A 26,197-nucleotide genomic window follows, 5' to 3' on the forward strand; every position below is an offset into this window, starting at 1 on the left:
GGCATATCCTCACATTGCTTATCGCGTAATAGTTGTCGAATCTGTCGAACGGGAGCCAGCCATCAGCGGCAGAGGGCACGCCCGGCATCCCATCACTCTTTTCAGTGACCGCCCAGTTCATCGAACTGGTGGTAAATCAGGGCGGCGGAGAGCACGCCCGGCATCGCCTGTATCGCATCAATGGCCGCCATGATCGGCCGCTGGCTCGGACCTTCCAGGGTCACGACCAGCTTCCCCTCGTCACTGACGGCGTGGATCTCGGCCCCTTCAAGGGCGCCAATCTGCTCGGCGAGCTGATGGCGCAAAGGGGGCTGGGCCAGCACCACCAGACTCGATACATGGAACTCCTGATCCATTGTGGCTTCTGTGTCACACGGCTTCTGACTCATTCTGACTCCTGCTTGAGGGTGGGCTGGCTCGCACCACCGGATGGGGCGGCTCGCCCGTCGACCTTGATGCTGCCAACCGGACAATCCTGCACACAGGCGCCGCAGCCATTACAGCGATCCGGCTCGACCGTCGGGGTGGGCACACGCCCCAGCACCGGAATAAAACGAATGGCATTGGGCTCGCAGCTGTCCTGACAGCGCTGGCAGAACACCTGACCATTGGCCAGACAGTTGGCCTCGATATGGGCCTTGTAGTGCCAGGGGGACTCGCTGGTCGGGCGAAACACAGGCGCCTTGCAGACCGTGGCGCACTCGGTGCAGAAGGTGCATTCGCCACGCTGGAAATCGACCACCGGAAAACCGCCCTCGCCATTCACCAGGATCTGCTCCGGACAGGCCGCCAGACAGTCCCCGCAGCGGGTGCAGTCGGCGACAAATGCCGACCAGTTGACTGACCAGGGCAACTGCACCGGCGGTTCGGCAGTTCTCAGCCGCCCCCGGAACAGGCCGCGGCGGGCAAGATCGATCTCATCCGGCATGTTGACTCCTGTTCTGGTGAAAAAGGGGACAGTGCGAGTCCATGATTGGCATTCTTGATACCAATTATAAGAGTGGGTGTATATTGCGGCCCTGACAAGGTAAGGGATATACCACCAGGGAGATAAACAGGGGGGATTCTTGCGCCAGATCAAAGCCTTGCAGCGCAATAAAAATGGAGGTATCGGTTAAAATACCTCCATGTGAGGATTGCTATTTAATCGTTGGCGATTTTTTACGGTTATCCGCCGATCGAGGCGAGATGAGGGGTGATGCCGGCATTGCCCTCATGGAGACGATGGGTGGCACTCTTGCCCGCCAGTGCCGCGCGAATGCGCTGTTGCAGCTCATCGGATTGTGCATCTGCGCCGAGCAGATCCCGCAGGTCGATGCCGTTGTCACCAAACAGGCACAGATGCAGCTTCCCCAGCGAGGAGACCCGCAGCCGGTTGCAACCGGCACAGAAATCCTTGCTGTAGGGCATGATGAGCCCCACCCCACCTTGCGAATCGGGGTGCATAAAGACCTGCGCCGGACCGTCATCCGTGCCCCGCAACTGCTGCACCCAGCCGCTCTCCAGCAAGCGCTGTTTGATCTGTTCGCCGCTGACATGGTGGTCACGAAACAGGGTATCCATCTCGCCGGTCTGCATCAGCTCGATAAAGCGCAGCTCGATAGGCTTGTGCCTGATCCAGCCCAGAAAGGCATCGAGCTGGTAGTCGTTGAGCCCCTTGAGCAGCACCGCATTGATCTTCACAGATTTGAAACCGGCGGCCAGTGCTGCTTCGATCCCCTCCATCACCTCGGCCAGCTTGTTCTCTCCGGTGATCTGGTGAAACTGGCGCGGGTCGAGACTGTCGACACTGACATTCAGCGCGTTGAGTCCGGCATCAAACCACTCCTGAGCCCGCTCCTTGAGGCGATAGCCGTTGGTGGTCATGGCGACCTTCTCGATACCCGGGGTGGAGGCAATCACCTTGACGATCTCGGTGAAATCGCGGCGCAGGGAGGGCTCGCCCCCCGTGATGCGCACCTTGCGGGTGCCCATGGCGGCAAAACCGCTGACCACGCGGCGGATCTCGTCAATCGAGAGAAAGGGTTGACGCCCCGCTTTGTGACCTTCGGGGGGACGATAACCGTCAGGCAGGCAATAGGTGCAACGGAAATTGCACACATCGGTCACTGACAGACGCAAATAGTAAAAACGACGGGAAAAACCATCTTCAAGTGGCAACATAAACACCTTTCCAAATACGGGAGGCCAGGGCATTTCTTTCCTGACCCTTACAGCTCGAACGTCGGCTGACGGCTGGTTTCCCCCTATCGCTAGGACTTAGGCAAAACCGCTCGGAGTTCATCTAGTTTTTCGATGCTAACACAAGTTGGAGTACACTCCCACGCATCTTGCGGGGTCCTTATCACTATTCAGAGGTGCGCATCAGTATGGGAAAACGGTTCAGGGTCCATTCGGTCAGCAGTGCCATCGGCCGTGCCATGGTGTTGATCCTCTTCATGGCCAGCCTGATCGCGCTGGTCGCCATGGTCACCCTCTTCTACTCGGTACCCGATGCCAAGGCGATCAACCTCTCCGGTTCGCTGCGGATGCAGGCCTACCGGATGGCCTACGAAATCGAGCGGGGCGACAGCGTGCTGGGGCGCCTATCCCAGTTTGAAGAGACCCTGCACGCCGAAGAGCTGCAGGAGACCCAGCGCTGGATCACTCCTGCCTCCCTGCGTCGCACCTATGGCGAGGTGCTCGGCCAGTGGCAGGTGATGCGCCAGCACATCGAGGATCGCACCCCCAGACGGTACACCGATAACACCGAGCAGTTTGTGGCGGCCATCGACAATTTCGTCAATCAGATGCAGTACCACGTGGAATTCAAGGTGCGGATGCTGGCACTGGCGGAGGGGCTCGGCCTGCTGGCCATCATCACCATCGCCTGGTTCACGGTGCGCTTCACCCGCCAGCAGGTGGTCGCCCCCCTCAACCAGCTGGTCTACTGTGCCCGCCAGATCCAGCGGCAGGATTTCGATCTTAAGCTGCCCGCCCACGGCGAAAACGAGCTGGGGGAGCTGTCGCGCGCCTTCGTCACCATGGCCGACGAGCTGGGCAAGCTCTATCGGGAGCTGGAAAACAAGGTGGAAGAGAAAACAGCCAAGCTGCAACAGGCCAACGACACACTCTCGTTTCTCTACTCGACCGCCCAGAAGCTGCACGCTGCCCCGCTCAGTACCCGTACCCTCATCAAACTGCTGGACCGCGCCGCCGCCCACCAGCATATCGACCATATCCGGCTGACCCGCTTCGAGCACAATGCCATGCCGGTCTATATATCGGGGCGCACCGGCTGGCCCGGCGATCTCGATGCGGTCGCCAGCTTCTATCTGCAGATGGATGAGCAGGAGTTCGGTCGCCTCGACATCATCAGCCAACACCCCATCGATGAGCGGTTGATCAAGAACTTCACCATGCTGCTGGCTCAGGTGCTGCACAAAGACCAGACCCTGCTGCAACAACAGCGACTGCTGCTGATGGAGGAGCGGGCGGTGATCGCCCGGGAGCTGCACGACTCGCTGGCGCAGGCCCTCTCCTATCTCAAGATCCAGTCCACCCTGCTCAAGCGCTCTTACGCCAAGGGGCAGCATGAAAAGGCGCAGGAGGCGATGCAGCAGATCGACGAGGGGCTTAGCAATGCCTATACCCAGTTGCGCGAACTGCTCGGTACCTTCCGTCTCACCATTGGCGATGCCAATCTTGGGGAAGCAATCCGGGTTATGCTCGATCAGCTGCAACCTCAGACCCAGGCCGAAATCCGGTTCCATTACGGACTGGCCGACAACGACCTGGAGGCGGGCCAGCATATCCACATTTTGCAGTTGATCCGTGAGGCAGTGCTCAATGCCATCAAACATGCCAACGCGCAAGTGATTGATGTTAGCTGTGAGACCCTCGCCAGTGGTAACATTGAGGTTCAGATTTCAGATGACGGTGTCGGGATCGGACTCGCCAGCTCGGCGATCAACCATTACGGTTTGAGCATCATGAACGAGCGCGCCAGCAAACTGCACGGTCTGCTGACCATCAACGAGCAGCAACCACAAGGCACCTGCGTGCATCTGACCTTTCCCACCAGTCTAGCGAGAGACGCCTGATGGACGAGATGAAATACACAGTTCTGGTCGTAGATGACCATCCCCTCATGCGCAAAGGGATTGTGCAGTTGCTGGCTCTGGAAGAGAACATGGAGGTGACCGGTGAAGCCTCCAACGGCACAGATGCCGTGGCGCTGGCCAAAGAGTCCGAGCCGGATCTGATCCTGCTCGACCTCAATATGAAGGGGCTCTCCGGCCTCGATACCCTCAAGGCGCTGCGGGCCGAAGAGATCACCTCCCGGGTGGTGATCCTCACCGTCTCCGATGCCCGTCAGGATGTGGTTGCTTTGCTCAAGGCCGGTGCCGACGGCTACCTGCTCAAGGATACCGAGCCTGATCTGCTGCTGGCCCAGCTGGCCGACGTGATGACCGGCAAGCAGATCCTGAGCGAACCGCTGCGCCCCTATCTCGAAAACATCTACGAGCTGGATCACCTGCAGCAGAAGCTGGAAAGCTTAACGCGTCGCGAAATGCAAATCCTGCGCGAAATTGCAAAAGGCCTCTCCAACAAACAGGTCGCCTCGGTACTCCATATCTCCGAGGGAACGGTCAAGGTTCACGTGAAGAGCCTGCTGAAGAAACTCGAGGCGCAAAGCCGCGTGGAAGCGGCTGTCATGTATCTGGAGCAGCGCAACTAAGCGCTCTCAACCGCCCGAAAAGCCACCCTCCGGTGGCTTTTTTCATTCTCTGGCACAGTCGCTGCATTGTCATATTCAGCAACTACTCAATGGAGGATGGAACATGAAACTACAACCTTTGGCACTGTTCCCCTTGCCTTCCCACATACTGCCGGGCGGCAAGCTTCCTCTGCGTCTGTTCGAGCCACGCCACCTGCAGATGCTCAAGGAGTCATTCATCAACGATCAGGGCTTTGGCATCGTGATGGAAGAGTCGACCACCTCGGGACAATCCGGCCGCATTCTGCCGGTGGGCACCCGGGTCAAGGTGACCGACTTCTACACCCTCAATGATGGCCTGCTGGGGGTGACGGTGCTGGGACTGGAGCGCTTCTGTATCCACGAGATGGAAACAGACGAGATGGGCCTGCGCCGGGCCAAGGTGGAGATGCTGCCCAACTGGCCGAGCACCCACTCAGATTTCAACGACAAGCTGCTGGTCAATCGCCTGCGGGAAGTGTTCGAGCAGTATCCGGAGCTTGATGAGCTCTATCCGGACAAGCGCTTTGAAGATGCCGCCTGGCTCTGCCAACGCTGGCTCGAGATATTGCCGATGCCGATTTATGAAAAGCAGATGCTGATTGCCAAACAAAACAGCGAAGCGGCCCGTAAATTTCTGCATCGCCTGATTTCACAATGACAAAAACAGCGTTGCAAAATGCAATTATTCCAACAATGAAAATGTGAAATTCGCATTTTGCGAGTAAGTAGGAACGCAAAACACCATAACAAGAGAGAGCCGCTGCGCTAAACGGCCAAAATTGAACACAAAAGAGTCCCTAAAAAGTTGGCACAGATTTTTCATATAGATTGATACAACCCGATTTATCCCGTGCTCTCTTCAGTATTTGCTGAAGAACTGGTCAACCCACAAAGTTGACCATTTTTTTTATCCGCGCGTCGGCAACCGCTGACCAAAGTGACGCTGCAAACACTCTCTCAGCCGTGACAAGGTGATCGGTTTGGCGAGAAAGTCATCCATTCCCTGCGCCAGACAGCACGCCTTGTCCTCCGCCATCGCATTGGCCGTCAGGGCAACGATTGGCATGGTGCATCCCAACTCACGCAAGCGCCGGGTCGCTTCCAGTCCGTCCATCAGGGGCATCCGCATATCCATCAGGATCAGATCCGGGAGCTGCTCATCCACCTGCGCCAGCGCCTCCAGACCATTGGCAGCCAGCCGTACCTTGCCCACCAGTTTTTGCAGCATCAGCGATACCACCAGCTGATTTACCGGGCTGTCCTCTACCACCAGCACATCCAGTGGCAGCAGTGCCGAAGCCCCCTCCTCCCGCTGCGGCTGGCTATGGCAAGGCAACGCCATGCCAGGCAGTTCGAACCAGAAACAGCTTCCCTTGCCCGGCTCGCTCTTCAGGTGGATCTCTCCCCCCATAAGCGTCACCAGACGCTTGCTGATGGCAAGACCGAGGCCGGTACCGGAAAAACGCCGGGTGGCCGAGTTGTCGACCTGGGAGAAGGGTTCAAACAGCAGCGCCTGATCCGCATCAGCGATCCCGATCCCGGTGTCGGAGACCGAGATAAGCAGCTTCTCATCCTGCCAACCCAGGTGCAGTGTCACCTGCCCCTGTTCGGTAAATTTGAGGGCGTTGTCCAGCAGATTGCCCATCACCTGTGACAAACGCATCGGATCCCCCTGCAACTCCCGGGGGACCGACTCATCGACCCGATAAACCAGCGCGATCCCCTTGGCGGTCGCGCGAGCTTGCAGCGGCTCGACCAGAGATTGGCAAAGCTGGACGGGTTGCAGGGTCTCGCAGTGAAACACCAGGGTTTGCGACTCGATTTTCGAAAAATCGAGCACGTCGTCGATGATTGTTTGCAGCAATCTGGCCGAGTGGGTGGCATGGCGCAGCAGGCTCTGTTGCTCCGGCGCCAGCTCGGCATGCTGCACCAGATCGAGCATCCCCAACACCGCATTCATGGGCGAACGGATCTCGTGGGTCATCATGGCGAGAAACTGGGACTTGGCACGGTTAGCCGCTTCGGCCTCATCCCGTGCCCGCGCCAGCTCCTCTTCCCTACGGATCTGGTTGCTGATATCCCGGGCAGTGCCGCGATAACCGATAAACAGGCCATCATGGTCAAAGCAGGGCTCGGCGCTCACCTCCATCCAGCAGGGGCCGTGTTGCAGCGCAACCTGCATCCGCACCCCTCGCACCGGCTGGCGCAGCGCCAAAAGCTGCAGGTATTTCTGGGCATCGCAGCTCTGCTTGTTGCAGACGTAGTCATAGAGGGTCGGCCGGGTCGCCTGCGGGGTCATCTCATCCAGATAACCCGGCTCAGAGGCATAACTGAGGCGATGCTCGGCATCTGTCTCCCAGAACCAGTCAGAGGCCATGGCGGCGAAGCTGCGAAAACGGCGTTCGCTGGCCTGCAGCGCCTCGGTTTTTACCGCGACCTGCTCCTGCAAGCGGGCCCGATAGGTGATGTTGACCAGCGCTTGGGCGATAAGCGGGCGGCAACGCTCCATGGCGGCCTTGCTGGTGAGATCGAAGGTGCCCGCCCGAGCGTGGCGGCAGATGAGGGTGGCGGTAAAACCGGGGGCCTGCAGCCCGGTCAGCATCACGCTGGCCCAGCCCGGCTCGCTCGCCAGCGGCGCCAGTTCAGGCAACTGGGAAGGGTCGTAGATCACCAGGGTTTCACCGGCGATGGCGCGGGCAAAGGCCGGGGTCATGTGCCAGCTGCGGGCTGATAGCATCGGCTCGGTACTGAGGTGGGTACTCCCCTGCTCCCCTTCCCAGGCCACTACATCCGCGTGTTCAAAGCCGATAAAGGGTTTGAGCACCTGGATAAGGCTCTCCAGCACCTGCTCCAGCGTCTTGGCATCGGCGAGGGTGGCAACCCCGCCCAGCAGGGTCTGGGACTCGTGACGATACTTGGCCTCGCGCTCGCGGCAACGCATAAGGTCGACCAGCGTGGTCTGCAATTTGTCGCCGAGGGCTTCCAGTTCACTGTTGCCAATCATCTTGTTGCCTGCTCTGTTATGTTCTGCCGACTCAACGGGTCAGGAAAATCACGCTCGATACCATCAGGTTGCCGTGGGCCAGCTCGCCATTGGGCAGCCGCCCCTGCTCGCCGAAGGTAAAGGGGGTGATAAAGGGGATCTTGCCGAGGCGAGCCTGGCTCTGCTCGACAAATTGGCACAACATATCACCTAGCGCCAAACGGCAACCAGCACAAAAGATGATGAGAGCGCCGATAGGCTGCAATTCCACATCGACCCCATATCCTAGCTCGATGCGCATGGCATTGAGGCTGCGCTGCAACAACCCTTCCTGACTGCTGTACATCAACAACAGACGCTCCCCTTGCACCACATCGGTAAAGAGCCGCAGCCCGCCCTGTTCAGTCACCGCTTCGGGGTGGGAGAGTTTGTAGTAAGGAATGCCATCCAGCGCTCCCACCTGACGAGCCAGCGGGGTGAGCGTGGTCTCCCGCAAAATCGCCCCCACCGGCCAGGGCTGCTCGCGCCCGCACCAGCGGGCATAGACCTCGGCAGCAGGCTGGTGATCGATGGTGAGTACCTCCCGCCCGTTGCAGGCGGTGATCTCGCCGCTGAATTCGGCAGGCACATAACCGGAGTGAAACTGAAAAGCCAGCTGGCAATCGGGATAGAGCACCGCCAGACCGATGCCATCCTGGGCCACCGCCTCATCCCAGCAGAGTTGCCAGTCACCGCTGACGCTGCTATCAGCCGCAGATCCACCGACCACCGGCACCGAGGCACCGAGTTCGGCCTCGATACCGGCCAGCAGCCCCTCTTCCTTACCGGGACTGGCATGAAACAGGATCAGCTGGGGCAGCTCGCCCGGCCGACCACAGTCGCTCATGGCTCGGCGCAGCAACTGCCGCACATCCACCCCGTCACCGCTGGCACCGGCTACCCCGAATGCCCCTTTCTCATCGTACAGAGCAGCAACGGCCAGCCCATATCCGTCTCGGGCGTGGTGTCCCATCTCGGTCATGACACCACCGCAAGAGCTGCACCCAAGCAGGCGGGTCGTCGGGAACTGGCGTTTGAGCACGTCGCGCAGTATCGCCCCCTCATGGGCTTGGGTAAAATAGAGTAACAGCAGGGAGGGGGCCTGATCGGCATGGTGGCGCAGCTGCGCGCAGATATCTTGGGCCGCCAGCGATGAATTCTGGGCGAGGGAGTGAACGGTCAGAAATTTCAACACCATCTCCTTGTTTTATCGAATGGCTGCCTCAAGCAAAAATCATACCTTTATCAAACAATTATCTCGCTTCGCTTGCTAACATAGCGGTCAACTGAGACCAATAACAGGACGCCCATATGTGGCAAAAAAACATCAATGACTTCGATCGGGTCGTTGCCATCGGTGGTGGCCATGGCATGGGACGAGTGCTTTCGTCCCTCTCGTTTCTCGGTCAACGGCTCACCGGCATCGTCGCCACCACAGATGATGGTGGCTCGACCGGACGCCTGCGCAAGAGTCAGGAGTGCATCGCCTGGGGCGATCTGCGCAACTGCCTGAACCAGCTGGTGACCGATCCCAGCATCGGCAGCCTGTTGTTCGAGTACCGCTTCGCCGGCAAAGGCGAGCTGGCGGGCCACAACCTTGGCAACTTGATGCTGCTGGCGCTCGATAATCTCTGTGTCCGTCCTCTTGATGCTATCAAGCTGATCAGTGACATGCTCAAAATCGAGTCACAATTGCTACCCATGTCTGAATTTCCCACCGATCTCTGCGCCCATATGGAGTGTGGCACCCAGATCCTGGGAGAGGTATCCATCGATCAACTGGCAACACCGCCCCTCTCCCTCGGCCTGATGCCGGAGGTGCAAGCGACCCGGGAAGCGGTGCTGGCATTGCAGCAGGCGGACATGATCATTCTGGGGCCGGGCAGTTTTCTCACTTCCATCATGCCACCACTGCTGCTGGCCGAGATCGCCCAGGCCATCAACGAGAGCAGCGCCATGCTGGTTTTCATCTGCAATCTGGTGGCGGAAAACGGCCCTGCCAGTCAGCTGGATCTGATGAGTCAGTGTCGCTGGCTGGAATCCCGGGTCGGTCAGGGTCGGCTGGATGCCATCCTGGCCCCACAAGGCGCGGGTGATGCGGGGGACTGGCAAGGGCGAGTGATCGAAGCCGAGCTGGGCGAGCTTGAGCTGCCCCATCGGCACGATCGGTTGAAGCTGAAACTGGCGCTGGACCGGATCATCCAGCAACTGCTCAACCAGCGTTAGGCAACGGTCACGGCGCCCCGGCATCCCTGCATGGCGCCATTAATGATAATCGGCAAGAAACGCGAGCACCTGGGGCAAGGAGGCCTCCAGCAGTTGCAACTGGCGCTCCGCCTCGGCCACATCGGCCTGCTTGCTGGCCATCTCCAGCGCCATCACCTGCTGATAACTCGGTATGGCGCCGTAGCTGCCACAGGATGATTTCATGCTGTGTGCCACCCGAGCCAGCGCCTCCCACTCTCCCTGTTCATAGAGGGGTCTGAGCTGACTCAGCTGCTCGCCCACCTCTTCAATAAAAACTGCGATGACCACGGGCAGCATATCCGGACCGATATCCTCTGCCAGCTGCTGCAACACCTTGCGATCCACCCACTCCATGCGAGGCTCCTCCAGAACGGTATTCAAACAGACCATACTATAGATAGTTTTCGATGTCGTGGCTCACGACCAGGCTGTGATGAAGCACCCGATTGGATGGCTCAGGGAATAAAGTGGCAAAAAATGTGATCAGTATCGAAATAGCGATGCTGAAACGCCCCTCAACACAACAAGTTGATTGCCACTAATTAACAATTGATCAACACTCAATGCCGTCAGAGTGATGATGCTCAGCAACACCTCTCATCCCTTTTGCCTTTTATGGCTGCTGCGAAGAACCAGGGTAGGTATCTACCCTGGTATTTTTTTATCTTGCTCAAGCGCGACCTGGTTGGTCGCCACCCGCTCCCCCATGCGAAACAGATTGAATTCGCCGGGCGCCATTTTGACCCAGTTCTCATTGCCGGTCAGCGGACGGGTGGTGATCAGGGTGACCACATCGTTGGGGGTGGTCTCCCTTTGAAAGTCGATCACCACCTCCTCATCCAGCAGGCTCGCCTCGCCAAAGGGCGCACAGCGAGTCAGCCAGTGCAGGTTGTTGCTGCAGTAGCTCATCACATACTCCCCGTCCGAGAGCAGCATGTTGAACACCCCGAATGCTCTGAGCTCGTCACACAGGGTAGCGAGATAGCGAAACATGGCGGGAAAGTTGGCCGGACGCTTGGGATATTTTTGCTCCAGCCGATCGAGCAGCCAGCAGAAGGCGTGCTCGCTGTCGGTATCCCCCACCGGCCGGTGGCGGCCGGTTGGCAGCTTCTTGTAGCCAGTCAACTGACCGTTGTGGGCGAAGGTCCAGTAACGGCCCCACAGCTCACGGGTAAAGGGGTGGGTATTTTCCAGTGACACGCAGCCACGGTTGGCTTGCCGAATGTGGCTGACCACGGCGCAGCTCTTGATGGGCAGCGCCTGTACCAGTCTGGCGATGGGAGATTGGGCGCTGGGCTCGGGATCCTTGAAGGTGCGAAAGCCCTTCCCCTCGTAGAAGGTGATCCCCCAGCCATCCTTGTGGGGCCCGGTCTTGCCGCCGCGCAGCATCAACCCGGTAAAGCTGAAGCAGATATCGGTCGGCACATTGGCACTCATGCCGAGCAGTTCGCACATATCCGGCAGACTCCTTTCATGATTTGGCTTGTGTCATGTTCGACCAGCACGCTGGTTCGACAGACAGCAGGGGAAGGCGCAATCCCTTCCCCTGTGACTGGCAACAACCGGCAGATGGCGAACCATGCTACCGGCGCAGCCCTTATCTGGTAGTTATGGCCTGATTACTTGGCCATCTCTTTTTCGACCAGCTGGATCAGGATGTGGATGACCTTGATGTGCACTTCCTGAATACGGTCGGCATAGCCAAAGTGCGGCACGCGGATCTCGACATCCGCCAGACCTGCCATCTTGCCGCCATCCTTGCCGGTCAGGGCGATCACTTTCATCCCTTTGGCGCGGGCAGCCTCGATGGCTTTCAAGATATTGCCGGAGTTGCCGCTGGTGGAGATGCCAAGCAGCACGTCGCCACGGCGGCCGACCGCTTCTACGTAGCGGGAGAATACATAGTCATAGCCAAAGTCGTTGGAGACGCAGGAGAGGTGGCTCGGATCAGAGATGGCGATACCGGCATAACCCGGGCGGTTCTCGCGGTAACGACCGGTCAGCTCTTCGGCGAAGTGCATGGCGTCACAGTGGGAGCCACCGTTGCCACAGGAGAGCACCTTGCCCTCTTCCTTGAAAGAGTCGGCCAGCAGTTTGGCGGCCGCTTCGATGTTTTTCAGGTTCTGCTCATCAGCCAGGAAGGCCTGCAGCACGCTGGCAGCTTCGGTCAGTTCATTGCGGATCAATTCTTGGTACATGATGTCTCTTCCACTGTTTTTAGTGTGCGTGTAGATCGCGGCTATTCTCGCACAAGCGAATCGCACAGTCGCCCCCCTGCGAGCCACAGCGCTGGCGACGCGTGAGCGTTATGGGGATCACAGAGGGAAGGTAATGAAGATGTAAACAGCTTGATAACTTTGTGCGTATGAATTACAACAGGGGCCATATCCAACAGGTCAGACCTCTGGATCAGTTACGCCACGTTGGCAACCTAACCACGCAAGGAGCAAGCAATGACGACGACCCTCACTCTGCTCGGGGTGATCCTGGTTATCGGAGCCCTGGCCTATCGCCGGGCATCCCTGTTCATCTCCACCCTGGTCACCGGCGCCGCCCTGGTGCTTGGCACCCTCTATGGTCATGTGTCCTTGCTGGTATGGGCGCTGTTCGCGGTGATTGCCATCCCGCTCAATCTGGTGGAATTTCGCCGCAATCAAATAACCAAGCCGCTGTTCAAGATCTACAAATCGATCATGCCGGAGATGTCCCGCACTGAGAAAGAGGCGATTGAAGCGGGGACCACCTGGTGGGAAGCCGATCTGTTCGCGGGCAACCCGGACTGGAAAAAGCTGCACGCCATCCCGGTCAGCACCCTCTCTGCCGAAGAGCAGGCCTTTATGGATGGTCCGGTCGAGGAAGTGTGCCGCATGGTGAGTGACTGGGAAGTGACCCACGAGCGCGCGGACCTCTCCCCCGAGGTGTGGCAATACCTGAAGGACCACAAGTTCTTCGCCATGATCATCAAGAAGAAATATGGCGGTCTGGAGTTCTCGGCCTACGCCCAGTCCTGCGTCCTGCAAAAACTGTGCGGTGCCAGCGCCGTGCTCGCCTCCACCGTCGGCGTGCCCAACTCGCTGGGCCCGGGCGAACTGCTGCAACACTATGGCACTGACGAGCAGAAGGATTACTACCTGCCCCGCCTGGCGGTAGGCAAAGAGATCCCCTGCTTCGCCCTGACCAGCCCGGAGGCGGGTTCTGACGCCGGCTCCATCCCCGACTTCGGTGTCGTCTGCAAGGGCGAGTGGGAAGGAAAAGAGGTGCTCGGTATGCGCCTCACCTGGAACAAGCGCTACATCACGCTCGCCCCTATTGCTACCGTGCTGGGTCTCGCCTTCAAACTGCGTGATCCGGAACACCTGCTGGGTGAAGAGGAAGAGCTCGGCATCACCTGCGCCCTCATTCCCACTCACATCAAGGGGGTCGGCATCGGCCGTCGCCACTTCCCGCTCAACGTGCCGTTCCAGAACGGCCCGACCCAGGGCAAGGATGTGTTCGTCCCGCTCGATTTCATCATCGGTGGCCCGGCCATGGCCGGTCAGGGCTGGCGCATGCTGGTCGAGTGTCTGTCGGTCGGTCGCGGCATCACCTTGCCCTCCAACAGCACTGGCGGCGTCAAGATGCTGGCCCTGGCGAGCGGCGCCTACAGCCGCATCCGTCGCCAGTTCAAGCTGCCCATCGGCAAGATGGAAGGGATTGAAGAGCCGCTGGCCCGCATCGGCGGCAACGCCTACATCATGGGCGCCGCAGCCAACCTGACCGTGACCGGTATCGACCTTGGCGAGAAGCCCTCGGTCATCTCCGCCATCGTCAAATACCACCTCACCGACCGTGCCCAGAAGTGCATCATCGATGCCATGGACATCCACGGCGGCAAGGCCATCTGCATGGGCCCCAACAACTATCTGGCCCGTGGCTATCAGGGTGCCCCCATCGCCGTTACGGTGGAAGGGGCCAACATCCTGACCCGCAGCATGATAATCTACGGTCAGGGCGCTATCCGCTGCCACCCGTATGTACTGCCGGAGATGCTGGCCGCCAGCCATCCCGACAAGGAGCAGGCGCTGAAGGATTTCGACAAGGCGGTATTCAGCCACGTCGGCTTTGCCATCAGCAACCTGGTGCGCAGTTTCTGGCTCGGTATCACCGGTGCACGCTTTGCCGCTTCACCGTACAAGGATCAGACCAAGGGCTACTACCAGCAGCTCTCCCGCCTCTCGGCCAACCTGGCGTTCCTGTCAGACATGGCGATGGGTACCCTGGGTGGCGAGCTCAAGCGCAAGGAGCGGGTCTCCGCCCGTCTTGGCGACGTGCTGAGCCAGCTTTATCTGGCTTCCAGCGCCCTCAAGCGCTATCAGGATGAGGGACGCCAGCAGGCCGACCTGCCGCTGCTGCACTGGGCACTGCAAGATGCCATGTTCAAGGCACAAGAGGCGATCGACGAGCTGCTGCGCAACTTCCCGAACCGCTGGATTGGTCTTGCCCTGCGCGCCGTGGTGCTGCCGCTGGGTCGAGACCTGAACCGTCCATGCGACAAGCTGGACCAACAAGTGGCCCGTCTGCTGCAAACCCCGAGCGAGACTCGCAGCCGCCTGGCCAAGGGCCAATACCTGACTCGCGAAGAGGGCAACCCCTTCGGCCTGCTGGAGCAGGCGCTCGATGACGTGCTGGCCGCCGAGCCGCTGTTCGAGAAAGTCTGCAAGAGCGATGGTATCAAGCGTCCCTTCATGGCGCTGGACAAGGTGGCCGACATGGGCCTCGCGGCTGGCGTACTGACCCAGAGCGAAGCCGAGCTACTGCGCCGCGCCGAAGTAAGTCGCCTGCGCACCATCAACGTCGATGATTTTGACCCCATCGATCTGGTGGCCAACAAGACGCTGTTTGAAGCCTCCGCTTACCATCACGCGGCCTGATAACCAGCTATCGACAACGCCTCCCTTGTGGAGGCGTTTTTTATGGGCGCTCGCCACTATTCACGGCCCTCACAGCCACCACTCGCACGCACAGCTCCCCCGACCAGCTGCAGGCCCCGTGTGGTCAGCCGGGAAAAAAGGCACAATAGCCGACAAATCGAATCACCAAGGAAGCCAAGATGACCCTTGAGCACCTGATCCTGTGGCGCCGCGACCTGCACCGCCTGCCGGAAGCCGCCTGGAAAGAGTTTCGCACCACCAGCCTGATTGCCCACCACCTGAGCGAGCTCGGTTATCGCATCGTGCTCGGCGATAAACTGCTGGCCAGCAATCTGATGATGGGGCGCGATGTCGATGTGGCGGCCGAGAAGGCTCGCGCCCGCCGTCAGGGAGCCCATCCCGACTGGCTGGAGCGGATCGGCGATGTCACTGGCCTGATGGGAGAGCTGGATACCGGCCGTCCCGGTCCGACCCTGGCCTTTCGCTTCGATATCGACGCGGTGGAAGTAGAAGAGTCCGACGCTGAACAACACCAGCCGCAGCAGGAGGGTTTTGCCTCCCATGTAGCCGCGCGGGTAGAATGATCACTAGAAGCTAGTGAATTGATCACTAAGAAGAGTGATCAATTCACTAGGAATTAAGCATGTAAGAGATAACAAAGGGGCCTATTAGCCCCTTGTGAATAGTGAGATTGAACTGAGTTTAAACCGGCTTTGCAGGCCACTGAACAGGGTGAACAGAGCAGTCAATGACGGCAAGAGCCGCTCGGTACTGTTTCCATTCAAGCAGCTTGGCTTGCACGGCATCACTGGGGTCAGATATGACTGCGGGGTCAAGAGCGTCGAGTAAGGCGGAAATCTCGTTGCTGGCTTCACCAAGCAATGCGCTGCGCATGTAAGTGGCTTGCTGTGTCAGCCAGTCAAGCTCAGCCTGATTATCTTTAACCCAACTGCCATACTCTTCGCTCCATACATCAAATTGAGACTTAGGAGAAATAATAGTCAGTTCAGATGGCAAAGAACCAAGCATGGTGATCACTTCGGATTGCTTAGTCTGTTTGTTATATGCAGTTGTGCCACGCAAATCATCGACAAAAGCCCATGCTCCATTTTGACGAACGATAGCTTTACCATCCTCTGCTTGAGGTGGTGAGTCCAAAAAAGCGCCTGCAGGAAGCCCGGTGCCCACCACAACCCAAACATCTTGGGAATAAAATAGCTCGCCTGTTGATTGGTTGATGCAATGAGCAAACGCCCATCCACTTTCTGAGGCAAAACCATCTTCACCCCAAACAACGCGCGGTTCGTTCATTTATGCAGCCCTCACTATAAAATTAAACGCAACGTTTTTTGGCCTGTTTTCTGCCGCCACCGGAACACCAGAGGCAGCGGCTGAAAAGGAAATTGTTCTTGGGTAGTTGTCTAAAGAGCCAGCGCTAGTGGTAAGTGTGGCAAATTTACGCAGTTCAGACGGGACAAATGCTCCAGTAGCGCCTTGACCTGGCCCCTCAAATAGAGACGCGTCAGATACAGTACGGAGAGACCCGGAAATCTCTCTTATCGCATCACCTTGCAATGTAAGTATGGCTCGCCCGACATCTATACCTTTTCCGCTATCCAGGCCTCGAATAAACTGGGCCCGCATGTCAGGCAAAACTCCACCTGGGTAAGCCATCGCAAGTTTTGGATAAGTTGAAGGATTGAATGACTGACCAGTCATTACCAAAAAACCAGATGGCGGAACAGTAGTAGGCCAAGGGATCGGTGAGCCAACTGGGTAAGCGCTGAATGCAATGGACTGGATCGCTTTGGCTACCTGATTCAGGTCTGATTTGTCAGGGGTAATGCCTGCCAACGTCAGAACTCCAAGCAGCTCCTCTTGAACCATGTTGAACCAGAAATCTTCAGGAATGCTCGGCGGCTCCCCAACGCCACCATTAGAAAAAAACTTCTTGGTTAGCGAGACAACCGCAGGAGTAGTGGGCATGGTCGAGATACCGCTATTGTTATCAAGCCAGTACATAGTCAGACCTCATAGACAAATTCATAGGTGAATCCGCCCAGCTTGTAGCGGGACAGAGTACATTCCAGCAGCAGTGCCGTCTGGGTTTTAAGTGGGGTGATCACGGTGTCGGTCACCCGAAAACGCCCATCAGGCAGACCGAACACCACCACTTCCAAGGTGTAACGCCAGCGGTTTGGCCAGATGGGGTACGTCACTGGGCGCAGAACGTGATGGGGGAAGTGCTCGCGCACCTCGACGGTAAAGCCAAGGGCGAGCGCCAGCGCTTCGATCTGCCAAGTTTGCAGGCCGCCTTTACGGTGGTACTTCTCGATGACTGCATTGCGGCGGCTTTCGAATGTCTGGTTCGGTACCGCGCACTCAGGCAAGCCAAGATACTCTTCCCAATCAGGCAGCAGCTGCACGGTAGTTTCTGGTCGCATCTCAAGATAAAGCTGGTCTGCGCTGACCTCGCAATCGACCAGGCGCTTGGCAAAGCCGAGTACGTACTTTGACGTGTTCGACTCAGGATCACGTGGCCATGCCCGACCACGCGGCATCTGCTGCAGCAATACCTCATGCCATTGCTCTACAGCGTGGGCCATGTGATGGCTCCTATGACATTCAGCTGGTTACTTGTTGCTGGCACATCTGCCGATAAATTCAAGGTGTAGTTTTCCACTCCAGCAGCCGAACCAATGGCTGTGCGAATGCGCGATAGCAACATGGTTTGACCGGGTTCGAGCGTGCTTTGATAGCCATTCAGGTTAGCGAAAATCGCAGCGCGAATATCGGCACTGTCAGGGGTCGGGGTGATGGTGAGCGGCGTGGCTTTCAACGTCAGGCCGATATCAACCGGCTCGATGCCACCTGTGCGGCCAACCAGCACACCAGTGGCAGGGTCAGGATGGCGGAACAGCCATTGCTGCATGTTCTCCTTGTCGGTCACGGTGGGCAGGATATCGGTCCGGTCATCATAAACCCATGCAATTCCGACGGTGCTGCCACCCTGCCACGCATCAAAGCACCATGCGCGGGTAACTCCTGCCACCTCACGCATCCATGCCACGTAATCATGCACAGCGCCGCCCAGTGGCGGGTTGCGCTTGCGGAATAGCAGGCGCTCCAGCAGTTGGTTAATGGGCTCGATATCGGCACCGCCGCTGATGTCTTCGCTGACGCCGTTGGATTGCAGACCGGGAACGGGCGTTACCAGTGCCAGCGGTTGGCCTGCGGCAAGGTTGCCTGCTGCGCCCGCCTCTGTAGCCTGAACCTGCACAGCAACAACGCCACCACTCGGGCTGGCGCTACTTGTGACGGTGTATTGACGGCCGTCGCTGTGCTGCAGCACGGTGCCAACAGGCGCTGGCACGGTACCCTGCAGCGTGGCGGGGCCAGCTGCATAGGTAGCCTGCTTGCGGATCACCCCTTCAAACTGGGCGACCTCGATGATGGTCTGGTCATCCGATTCGCTGGTCGGGATGATCTGACGGACGATCCACATCTGATGATCGTAAAGGTCGCGCTGGCCAGCTGAAACGGCAGCATTGAGCGCCTGCTCGATGCCGAACTTGGGCAGCACGGTGTCAAGGCTTGACTCGATATCGAGCAGGCCGCTGGCAGTGATTTGGCGCAGGGTGGGGACGTTATACGGCATTGGATTGCGCCTCCCACCGCTTGTTGATGGTCATGGGGATGTTGGTTCCGTTAGGGCGGGTGATGGCGATGTTAAGCTGCAGCATCTGAAACTGGGGAATGGAGCCGGTCACCACGATATTGCTGGCGTAATCAGGCTTTAAATGGGCATCAAGGGCGGTTTGTGCGTAGGTCACGGCCTTGTTGCGCACGTCGGTGGTGAGCTTTTCTCTGTCAAGCAGCCAGAGCTTGCTGCCCCAAGGCTGGTCGGCAAAGGTGTCGCCAATCCAGCCGCGCTTATCTCCGGTACCGTCTGGCAGCACATCGGAGTCATCGGCACGGGCATCGGTGAACAGCACCTGCAGCACCAGCGTTTCGAGGCCATCATCCTGACGCAAACCGGCCGAGGTGATTTCGATATCGCCCCGGCCGGTCTCGTTGTTCCAAATGATGGCTGTGGTCATCGCCCCTCACACGGGGGCGGATGTCTGCCCCCCACCTGATTGATTATGTTTGTGGCCCTTGAGCGAAATGGATCCGGTCTTCACATCCGTATCGGAAGTGATTTGACCGGTGACATGCAGCGGGCCTTGAATTTCGTTATCAGTGGATATGATGGTGAGTTTTTCAGTGGCGCGGATAATGACGCTTTTCGCGGTTAGCTCCGCGACGCCATCCTCGCGCAAGGTGAGGTTATGACCCTCCAGATGGTATAGGCAACTATCCCCCGCCTCCAAGCCTTTCGGGCGAAATCCCTTATGTTCGACGGCAATGGCTACCAGTCCGGCACGGGCGCCACCCAGCCCCAGCACGATAGCCTCAGACCCTTCTGGCGGCACGCTGGTGTGGCCGTAGTTCTGGAAGCGCTCGACATCATCCGCCCCTTCGTCGGCCAGCACTTTGAGTTGCAGGTTCTGGCGCTGCAGGGCGTCATTGACCAGGGTAACGATGGCACGATCGGCAATCAGGCGCAGGCGACGCTGCAGCGGGGCCATCAGCTTCTGCACATCACGAATGCTTACCATGTGGTCACCTCTTTGGTCTGTTTCTTGGTTACTTCTGCGGGGATCAGCATCGTCTCGCGCGGGGTCAGGTTGATGATGGCCTCGCGGCCTGCCTGGTCATCTTCCATCAGGGTCACCGAGACGATCAGCCAGTTCACATCCAGCCCCTGGATCTCGTCCTTCACCGGGCACATGCGGTTGATGCGCCAGAGCGGGCCGCTGTCGCCTTCCATCCCTTGGGTGCGCCAGCCAGCGACGGTGATCTCGGTCTGGGTACCTTCGCCGATGCTGCGCTGTTTTTGCCACTGGCCGCGTTTGCTGGCACCGGCCACTGTGGTGACATCTTCGGCGATGATGATGCGGGGGCGATAGCGCGGCACATCCGGATCGCTGATGGTCGCCTTCTGGCCGCCGATTGTAGTGGTCGGGGTGTTATCCCACGTTGAGCCGCCGCCGTAGCTGCTGCCCTTGACGATCCATTCTGATGCCCGATCGCGCATGCTGAAGTTGCCACGGGCGGCAAGAATGTTCTTGCCCAGGATAAGGCTGGCGCCCATCTCCTGTTCGCTGGCCTGCGTCAGCACCAGCTGGCCCTTCTCGTTGGTGGTGAGCAGCACGGCCCGCTGCTTGGCCAAGCGATCGAGCAGTTCGAAACAGGTCTCGCCCTGCTCGATGGCCACGCGGGGGAAGGCCGCGCCAAGATCGCACTCGACCACCACCTCGATACCGAACGGCTTGCAGATATCGCGGGCCACCTTGTCGAGGGTGACGTTCTGCCATTGGCCGCTCTTGTAGATGGCTGAGCAGTCCACCAGATCGCTGGTCTTGCTGCGGCCGCTCACCACCCAGCTCACCTCTTTGGCGTCATAGCTTGGGGTGAAGTCGTCCACGTAGCCGGTCAACACCAGATCGTTGCCGATATGCACGGTGCAGGCGCTGCCTTCGCGGATGGCCATCGCCTTGGCATCATCCCATTTGCGGGTCAGGTGCAGCTCGAAATCACCTGCAATATCGCGCAGGCTGCGGGTGACGCGCACCTTCTGCCAGCCGCTATAGAGCTGACTATCGACGCGCAGGGTGATGGGTTCAGCCATTGGTCACCTCGTCAATCACCTGAATGGTCGTGCTCGGGGTGATGAATGCCGGGTCGCGCAGCTTGTTGCCCATCACCAGCCGATCGCGGTATTCGGCATTGCCATACTGCTGCCACGCCAGCAGGGCAGACGGGGTGGTAGTGGTCATGGTGATCTGACGGCGGCGCGGCAGCTTGGCGCCCCGTTCGCGGCTGTCATTGAGCAGGGCAAGGCGCAGATCGCGCAGGGCACGCCAGACATCGCTCTGCTCGGCCTCTACCGCATCCATGGCCAGCTCGGCAAGACGATTGGCCCAGTAGTTGGCCAGCTGCTCCAGATCGTCTGCGGTGAGCAGCAGGTTGCGATCTGCCCCCACTACGCCATCCATGGTGACCGGGCGACTGATCTGGTTGTTGACCTGATCGCCGGTCAGCGACTGGCCGATGGTCACCTGACCGGTCTGGTCTGGGGTAAAGTCGCGGGTGGTACCGAGATCCGCACTGGCAATGGCACTGGCCGCCGCCGTAGCGGTGGCACGGTCAATCAGCGCGGTGAAGGCCTTGCCATTATCGAGCGCGGCATTCAGCTCGGTGGGGGTGTCAATGGTAGGTACCGACGAGGCAACGCCGGTGGTCACATCGCTGTTGATGCTGGTCGGCAGTCCGCCTGTGATGGCCAGCTCGGCGCGCATCCCTTCCCAACGGCGGCTCACCTGGTCATAGACAGAGAGCGCTCGGATGGGGTCAGTCACCACGCCTTTGACATCCTCCACGATGCCGGTCACCTCGCGGGCCAGTTCGCCCGGGTAGGCCAGCAGCGCGCCGACGCTATCCTTGGTGCGCATCAGGCGATCGGTCCACTCGCGGAACTGGTCAGGCAGGGATGGCAGGCCACGGGTCAACTCGTCCAGATCGTCGAGGAAGGTATCGACCATCACGCCCATGTTATCGATGCCTGTGACGAAGGAATCGAGGAATGATTGCTCGCTGGCACCCTGCGCCGCGTCGGCGGCATTACCCAATGTGGTGGCGGTATCGATGGCAGCAGAGGGGAACAGGTTCTTGCCCGCTTCCCAGACCGTGAAGGTCACATAGGCAACGCCATCCTCTTCGTTATCAAGGCGGTGGCTGACGTCGCCTACCTGCACGGTGCGCACGCCCCACCACGGGTGGATCATCTCGCCGGTTCCGGGCTGGTTCAGGGCATCGAGCAGGGCGCGCAGCTGGGATAGATAGTCTTTACCAACCAGCTTGCCGGTGATCTGCTCGTTGGTGATCGCCGCGCCGTTGTCTTCAGTCCAGCTGCTTTCGCGCTTGGGGTATTCGCGGGGGATGGCACGGCGGCCGCCTTTGCCTTCCACGGTATTCAGCAGGAATGGAACGCCCCGGATCGAGGCGGTCAAACGCTCTTCAAAGCTCATTCAAACCCCCTTAAGGCATCAATGAAGGGCCGTTATCCACGCGCACCTGCAGCCCGGGAGCGGCGTCGCGGGCGCGAACGGTGATGCGGTCATCGCTGACCTTGATATCGAGAGAGCCCATCACCTGCTCGCGGCTTCTCGGGGTCACCCCTTCACGGCTAAGCATGTTCCAGGCATCGCTGCCCAAATCGCCGAGGGTGGTGCTCTTGGCCCACTGGGCGAACTTGGTATCACCGAACAGCGACTCAGCGGCATAGTCCACAGCAGGGTAAAGCATGGTGCCGGCCAGCACGTTGGCAAACGCCGACTTGGCTTTACCACCCTTGCTGCCACCGCCGCCACCAGGGAGATCAGCAGCACCGCCCATCCCGCCCATGCCACCACCCGGCATATTGACCACATAGACAGGGGTCGCGCCCAGATCGGCCATGGCACCGCCAAGGCCACCGGCGCCACCCTTGCTCGGCTTGGCAGCATCCCATACGCCTTTCGTCCATTTGATGGCGTCGATCCCTTTCTTGACGGCTACCAGACCACCGACAACCAGGGCGATGTTCTTGCCGGTCTCCAGCCAGTTCTGCACCGCATCCGGATCCAGGCTGTTAATGGCATCGGCCAGTTCAGCAATAGGCGCGGCCAGCTGCTGGTTGGCAAACTGGTTCCAGCTATTGCTGACCAGCTGCAGGCTGGCGGCAAAGTCGCTGGCGGCCACGGCAGCATCTTTCAGGGTGGTGGCGCCATCGCCAGATAGCTTGAGGAACTGGTCAAACGCCTTGACATCACCAGTCTGGACGAACTCGGCGATCACCGGTTTTAGCGCCTGCTTGGCTTCATCGGTCAGAGCCAGCGGGGCGAGGTTGGTAGATAACCCTTTCGACTTGGTGACGATCTCTTCAATCAGCACCGGCAAGCTGCGCATCACCTCTTTACCCTGCTTGAGCTGCTCCGGGTCGAACACATCGATATTGCCAAGCTGCTTGAGCTTTTTGACGGTCTCCGGGCGGGTGATATCGCGGATGATGGATTCGAACGCCGTCACAGCCTCGGAATCAGATCCGACACCCTGACGGATGATCTGCAGCGCCGCGCCAAGCTCGGTGACTGCCTCGGCACCCTGACGGCCGGTGGCCGCATAGGCGGCAAAAATCTTGGGGCCCTCTTTGGCCATATTGCCCAGGGTAAATGCGCCCTGCTTACCCTGCAGGTTGAGGGTATCGATCGCTTTCATCGCTGCTTCGCTGGAGTCGATGGCCAGCTTTTTGAACTCGGTGAAGATACCGCCGACCTCAAGGCCACCTGCGCCGGTAGCCTGGATAACGGCGGCGATATTGGGCAGGTTGTTGATGGCGTAATTAAGATCGCCGGTCTTGGTCAGGATTTCTTCGACTGCTGCTGTCGCTTCGTTGGGGTCGATGCGAATTCCCTTGGTGTTGCTGACGGCGTTGATCTCGTCCTTCAGCTCCTTGGCCTTATCGCGGCTGATGTCGGCGGCGATGGCGATGCGGGAGATCCGGCGATCGAGCTGGGCATAGCCACGAACGGCGGCACCGCCCACCATGGCGGTACCCAATGCTACGTAACGATTGCCCAGGGAGTCGATGCCACGGGATGCGGCATCGGTAGACATGCGCAGCAAGCCCATAGCGCGCTGATTGCTGGCAGCAAACTGGCTCATGCTCTGGCCATATTGCCGTGATTTGGCGGCCAAGTTGCCAGCGAGGTTAATAACGATATCGGTGACAAGTTGCTTGGCCATGATATTTACCTTTATTTATTCGGCGTCAGCGCCTTTTTTAATTTATCGAAACGAATAGATAGATGGCGCAATGGCAAATTATCCAGCTCGGAAGGTGGCATATATTTGCTCATGGCAAACTTTAGCCCCATTGCCCAATCAACCAGCTGAATCAGATCGCCCCCGCGCTTCTATCCTGTTTGCCAACTCTTCCGCCAATGCCTGATCAAGTTCTTGCGCCTTGCTCTGAATAAGAGCGAAATCTTCCGGTTTAAGCTTTCGAATCTCCTTGATATCGATAGGACCCGGCAACTCACCTATATATGAAATTTGGCGGCGCAATAATTCCAATCCATAAAGCACATCACTGGTATAAGCAACGGCCTTACCATTGGCATGGACTACCACTTTTTCAGCGGCCAATTGAGCATCGATAAGATCAGGCGTGGTCAGCTCACGCAAGCCAACTTCACGATAAAGGAGCGACTCTCCGTCGCTCCCCTCCGCCTTCAATCCGTGCTCAAGTTCGAAGGTAATAATAGCCATATTATATTTTCACCACTTTGCTGCCAAAGAAGGTGGCATCTATATCGCCACTCTCTTCACGCAGAGTTGCCGGGTCATTTGTGCTGGAGTTTTTCATCATATATCTGACTCCGTTATCACCATCCCAAGTGAGGGTTGCGTCTTCGATGGCATTGATCTCCATCACATCAACATCCTCATCGGCCGCAATAACCATTTGGATGCTTGGGCCAACATACTTGCGGCTTTTACCCCAAGTTTTTCCAGGGCCAGGGTGCTGAGTACGGGTATAGCCGCCCGGGTTAAGAACGGCCCCCCCCTTGGTTTTCAATTCCTTGCCATTTGCGCGAATGGTCACTTCACCGAGGATTTGTCCCATGGTGTCCCCCTTAGAGTTTGAACTGGATCAGTTCCGCGAAGATGCGGAATTGGTTGACGATATCCGGATGGCTAAGCGCATCCAGACGATTGCGATCGCCAGATGGACGAACCACGCTCAATGTCTCTTTGAACAGGTCGAAGTTCTCCATCAGGCCAGCCGCAACCCAGTCGAGCGCCACTTCCAGCAAAGCCTCTTCCATCAGCTTCGGTGAAACAACGGGCTGACCTGGATCAATCAGCGGCAACGCTTCATCGTTAACCAGCTTGTGGCGCGGGAAGCGGTTGGTAACCATTACCCGCACGTCGTACCGCATCTTGCCCAGGGTGGCCGGGGTGGTGATATCGAGGTAAGAGGGATCAGGGTCGCCGTAGGCGTTCTTCTGATACATCGACACTTCGCGCTCGATGGCTACCACGTCACCGGGCTGCACCTGATAGGTGGCGATACCGGATTTGAGCAGGTTGTTGCGCTCTGGTAGTGCAGGGAATCTGTCTGCCTTGACCGGAGGAAGAATGCCGGGAAGAACCAGCGTCTGCAGCGGGCGCGCCGGGTCGATGGCAAGATGATAGGACGCGATACCACAATAACTGGCCGCCCACTCCCACGGCGCATGGGGTGACTTGCTGGTCCCCATGCAGGAGAGCAGGAAGTCGTTGCGTGCTTCGCCGAAGGTGATGGTCTCGCCGTAGGTACCACGGAAGGCGGTATAGGCGATCGCCTCAGACATCTTGAGCGGGCCCCAGCGGGTCAGCAGTTCATCGCGCAGGGTGTTCAGGCTGGCGGTGTCGTTGAACGGCGTCATGATGTGGTTGTACCACTCGTCCGGCATGGCGGCGATCAGCGCGGCCATATCGGGGGCGCCGGAACCGTTGGCCATGCCGGTATAGGTAATGGTGACACCGGGCGGAAGCTGCTCGCCTGCGTAGTAGTTGTAACGCAGGTCGATATCGTTGCCGGTCAGTCCCTTCCACTTGGCGGTGACGTTGACGCGGGCGGTATCTGTGCCATCCACGGCAGCGGTAACCGGCAGGTTCTTGTTGGCGTTGATGGCGGACGCTGCCTTGGTAGCGATGCTGGCTGCGGTATCGGCGGCGATCACGCCAACCTGCACCGACTGACCGGCGATCAGCAGATAGACGGTACCGGCCTGAGTAGCAGGGCCGCCGAAGATATAGGAGCCTGACGCTGACGCTCCGACAGTCAGGTTGCCGCTGGCGATGGCAAAGGTGCGGGTGTAGCTGTTGGCCTTGCGATAACGCTTGGCAGCCAGCGCCATCATGGAGCCTTGACCAAACAGGGCATCAATGGCCGATTCGCTGACCGGGATCTCGACCACGGTCTCCGGATCTGCGGTACCGGCACCGGTACCCGATTCGATCATCTGACCGAACAGCAGCACGTTCTGATCCTGGGCGATGTTGCCGCTCAGGGCCTGCGAGTTGTCGATCTCGATATAGACGAGCGGCACGCGCACATCACTGGGGATAGTTCCGAGAGTCATG

25 protein-coding genes, 1 pseudogene and 1 riboswitch are annotated in these 26,197 nt (G+C 58.8%); of the genes and pseudogenes, 6 read left to right on the forward strand and 20 right to left on the reverse strand.

The genetic code is table 11. The features are described 5' to 3' along the window. Window positions 1–101: 101 nt before the first annotated feature. From OKC43_RS03285 to moaA, 3 genes are all read right to left on the reverse strand, one after another. On the reverse strand, window positions 102–356 hold the full coding sequence (locus OKC43_RS03285; protein WP_139463832.1) for a chaperone NapD: 255 nt from the start codon (window positions 354–356) through the stop codon (window positions 102–104). Window positions 357–385: 29 nt separating this feature from the next. Continuing rightward, entirely contained in the window at window positions 386–928 is a 543-nt protein-coding gene (gene napF / locus OKC43_RS03290; protein WP_088869499.1) for a ferredoxin-type protein NapF, read from the reverse strand. A 239-nt stretch (window positions 929–1,167) separates the two neighbouring features. Next, the gene (moaA, locus tag OKC43_RS03295; RefSeq protein ID WP_129503609.1) at window positions 1,168–2,163 is read right to left on the reverse strand and encodes a GTP 3',8-cyclase MoaA; all 996 of its coding nucleotides are present in this window, start codon (window positions 2,161–2,163) and stop codon (window positions 1,168–1,170) included. After that, window positions 2,151–2,291, reverse strand: a riboswitch (molybdenum cofactor riboswitch). (Overlaps the previous gene by 13 nt.) Before the next feature lie 78 nt (window positions 2,292–2,369). Between moaA and narQ the strand changes: the two genes are divergently transcribed. From narQ to OKC43_RS03310, 3 genes are all read left to right on the forward strand, one after another. Further along, window positions 2,370–4,082, forward strand: coding sequence for a nitrate/nitrite two-component system sensor histidine kinase NarQ (narQ, locus tag OKC43_RS03300; protein WP_139460373.1), 1,713 nt, complete (start codon window positions 2,370–2,372; stop codon window positions 4,080–4,082). Further along, a complete protein-coding gene (narL, locus tag OKC43_RS03305; RefSeq protein WP_005334471.1) occupies window positions 4,082–4,720 on the forward strand; it encodes a two-component system response regulator NarL in 639 nt (212 codons plus the stop codon). The genes narQ and narL overlap by 1 nt, the downstream gene beginning before the upstream one ends. Window positions 4,721–4,823: 103 nt before the next feature. Next, a complete protein-coding gene (locus OKC43_RS03310; RefSeq protein WP_005334473.1) occupies window positions 4,824–5,399 on the forward strand; it encodes an LON peptidase substrate-binding domain-containing protein in 576 nt (191 codons plus the stop codon). Between the two features lie 249 nt (window positions 5,400–5,648). Here OKC43_RS03310 and OKC43_RS03315 read toward each other — a convergent pair whose 3' ends face one another. Then, window positions 5,649–7,745 (reverse strand): hybrid sensor histidine kinase/response regulator, encoded by a 2,097-nt coding sequence (locus tag OKC43_RS03315; protein WP_270803872.1) that lies wholly within the window; start codon window positions 7,743–7,745, stop codon window positions 5,649–5,651. Between the two features lie 31 nt (window positions 7,746–7,776). After that, window positions 7,777–8,961 (reverse strand): FIST signal transduction protein, encoded by a 1,185-nt coding sequence (locus tag OKC43_RS03320; protein WP_270803873.1) that lies wholly within the window; start codon window positions 8,959–8,961, stop codon window positions 7,777–7,779. A gap of 113 nt (window positions 8,962–9,074) precedes the next feature. Between OKC43_RS03320 and OKC43_RS03325 the strand changes: the two genes are divergently transcribed. Then, window positions 9,075–9,989, forward strand: a complete 915-nt coding sequence (locus OKC43_RS03325) for a gluconeogenesis factor YvcK family protein (RefSeq protein WP_021229359.1) — start codon at window positions 9,075–9,077, stop codon at window positions 9,987–9,989. Window positions 9,990–10,028: 39 nt separating this feature from the next. Here OKC43_RS03325 and OKC43_RS03330 read toward each other — a convergent pair whose 3' ends face one another. The 3 genes from OKC43_RS03330 to lpcA form a co-directional block, all read right to left on the reverse strand. Then, a complete protein-coding gene (locus OKC43_RS03330; protein ID WP_021229360.1) occupies window positions 10,029–10,364 on the reverse strand; it encodes an Hpt domain-containing protein in 336 nt (111 codons plus the stop codon). 291 nt (window positions 10,365–10,655) lie between these two features. Further along, a complete protein-coding gene (locus OKC43_RS03335) occupies window positions 10,656–11,465 on the reverse strand; it encodes a class II glutamine amidotransferase (protein ID WP_005353514.1) in 810 nt (269 codons plus the stop codon). A 164-nt stretch (window positions 11,466–11,629) separates the two neighbouring features. Next, on the reverse strand, window positions 11,630–12,208 hold the full coding sequence (lpcA, locus tag OKC43_RS03340) for a D-sedoheptulose 7-phosphate isomerase (protein ID WP_005334485.1): 579 nt from the start codon (window positions 12,206–12,208) through the stop codon (window positions 11,630–11,632). Window positions 12,209–12,463: 255 nt separating this feature from the next. Between lpcA and fadE the strand changes: the two genes are divergently transcribed. Together fadE and OKC43_RS03350 are read left to right on the forward strand one after the other, a co-directional pair. Further along, window positions 12,464–14,920 (forward strand): acyl-CoA dehydrogenase FadE, encoded by a 2,457-nt coding sequence (gene fadE, locus OKC43_RS03345; protein ID WP_270803874.1) that lies wholly within the window; start codon window positions 12,464–12,466, stop codon window positions 14,918–14,920. 179 nt (window positions 14,921–15,099) lie between these two features. Further along, window positions 15,100–15,480: pseudogene (locus OKC43_RS03350) on the forward strand (amidohydrolase); the annotation flags it as partial. A gap of 142 nt (window positions 15,481–15,622) precedes the next feature. Here OKC43_RS03350 and OKC43_RS03355 read toward each other — a convergent pair. From OKC43_RS03355 to OKC43_RS03410, 12 genes are all read right to left on the reverse strand, one after another. Further along, a complete protein-coding gene (locus OKC43_RS03355) occupies window positions 15,623–16,231 on the reverse strand; it encodes a tail fiber assembly protein (RefSeq protein WP_270803875.1) in 609 nt (202 codons plus the stop codon). Beyond that, complete coding sequence (locus tag OKC43_RS03360; RefSeq protein ID WP_270803876.1) at window positions 16,232–16,942, reverse strand: phage tail protein; 711 nt, start codon at window positions 16,940–16,942, stop codon at window positions 16,232–16,234. A 2-nt stretch (window positions 16,943–16,944) separates the two neighbouring features. Continuing rightward, a complete protein-coding gene (locus OKC43_RS03365; RefSeq protein ID WP_270803877.1) occupies window positions 16,945–17,526 on the reverse strand; it encodes a YmfQ family protein in 582 nt (193 codons plus the stop codon). Beyond that, window positions 17,511–18,578: a baseplate J/gp47 family protein gene (locus OKC43_RS03370; RefSeq protein WP_270803878.1), complete on the reverse strand. Its 1,068-nt coding sequence runs from the start codon at window positions 18,576–18,578 to the stop codon at window positions 17,511–17,513. The genes OKC43_RS03365 and OKC43_RS03370 overlap by 16 nt, the downstream gene beginning before the upstream one ends. After that, the gene (locus OKC43_RS03375; protein ID WP_270803879.1) at window positions 18,568–19,020 is read right to left on the reverse strand and encodes a phage GP46 family protein; all 453 of its coding nucleotides are present in this window, start codon (window positions 19,018–19,020) and stop codon (window positions 18,568–18,570) included. Before OKC43_RS03375 ends, OKC43_RS03370 begins: the two co-directional genes overlap by 11 nt. A gap of 6 nt (window positions 19,021–19,026) precedes the next feature. Next, a complete protein-coding gene (locus OKC43_RS03380) occupies window positions 19,027–19,581 on the reverse strand; it encodes a phage baseplate assembly protein V (protein ID WP_270803880.1) in 555 nt (184 codons plus the stop codon). Beyond that, window positions 19,575–20,654 (reverse strand): phage baseplate assembly protein, encoded by a 1,080-nt coding sequence (locus tag OKC43_RS03385; protein WP_270803881.1) that lies wholly within the window; start codon window positions 20,652–20,654, stop codon window positions 19,575–19,577. Before OKC43_RS03385 ends, OKC43_RS03380 begins: the two co-directional genes overlap by 7 nt. After that, window positions 20,647–22,053: a DNA circularization protein gene (locus tag OKC43_RS03390; RefSeq protein WP_270803882.1), complete on the reverse strand. Its 1,407-nt coding sequence runs from the start codon at window positions 22,051–22,053 to the stop codon at window positions 20,647–20,649. The genes OKC43_RS03385 and OKC43_RS03390 overlap by 8 nt, the downstream gene beginning before the upstream one ends. A 10-nt stretch (window positions 22,054–22,063) precedes the next feature. Further along, window positions 22,064–23,809 (reverse strand): hypothetical protein, encoded by a 1,746-nt coding sequence (locus OKC43_RS03395; RefSeq protein WP_270803883.1) that lies wholly within the window; start codon window positions 23,807–23,809, stop codon window positions 22,064–22,066. Window positions 23,810–23,947: 138 nt separating this feature from the next. Continuing rightward, complete coding sequence (locus OKC43_RS03400; RefSeq protein WP_270803884.1) at window positions 23,948–24,334, reverse strand: phage tail assembly protein; 387 nt, start codon at window positions 24,332–24,334, stop codon at window positions 23,948–23,950. A gap of 1 nt (window position 24,335) precedes the next feature. Further along, a complete protein-coding gene (locus tag OKC43_RS03405) occupies window positions 24,336–24,692 on the reverse strand; it encodes a phage tail tube protein (RefSeq protein WP_270803885.1) in 357 nt (118 codons plus the stop codon). A 10-nt stretch (window positions 24,693–24,702) separates the two neighbouring features. Then, window positions 24,703–26,196, reverse strand: a complete 1,494-nt coding sequence (locus OKC43_RS03410) for a phage tail sheath subtilisin-like domain-containing protein (RefSeq protein WP_270803886.1) — start codon at window positions 26,194–26,196, stop codon at window positions 24,703–24,705. Between the last annotated feature and the right edge of the window lies 1 nt (window position 26,197).

Origin of the sequence: Aeromonas sp. Y289-2 (assembly GCF_027705925.1) — a bacterium.
Taxonomy (GTDB): Bacteria; Pseudomonadota; Gammaproteobacteria; order Enterobacterales; family Aeromonadaceae; genus Aeromonas; species Aeromonas veronii.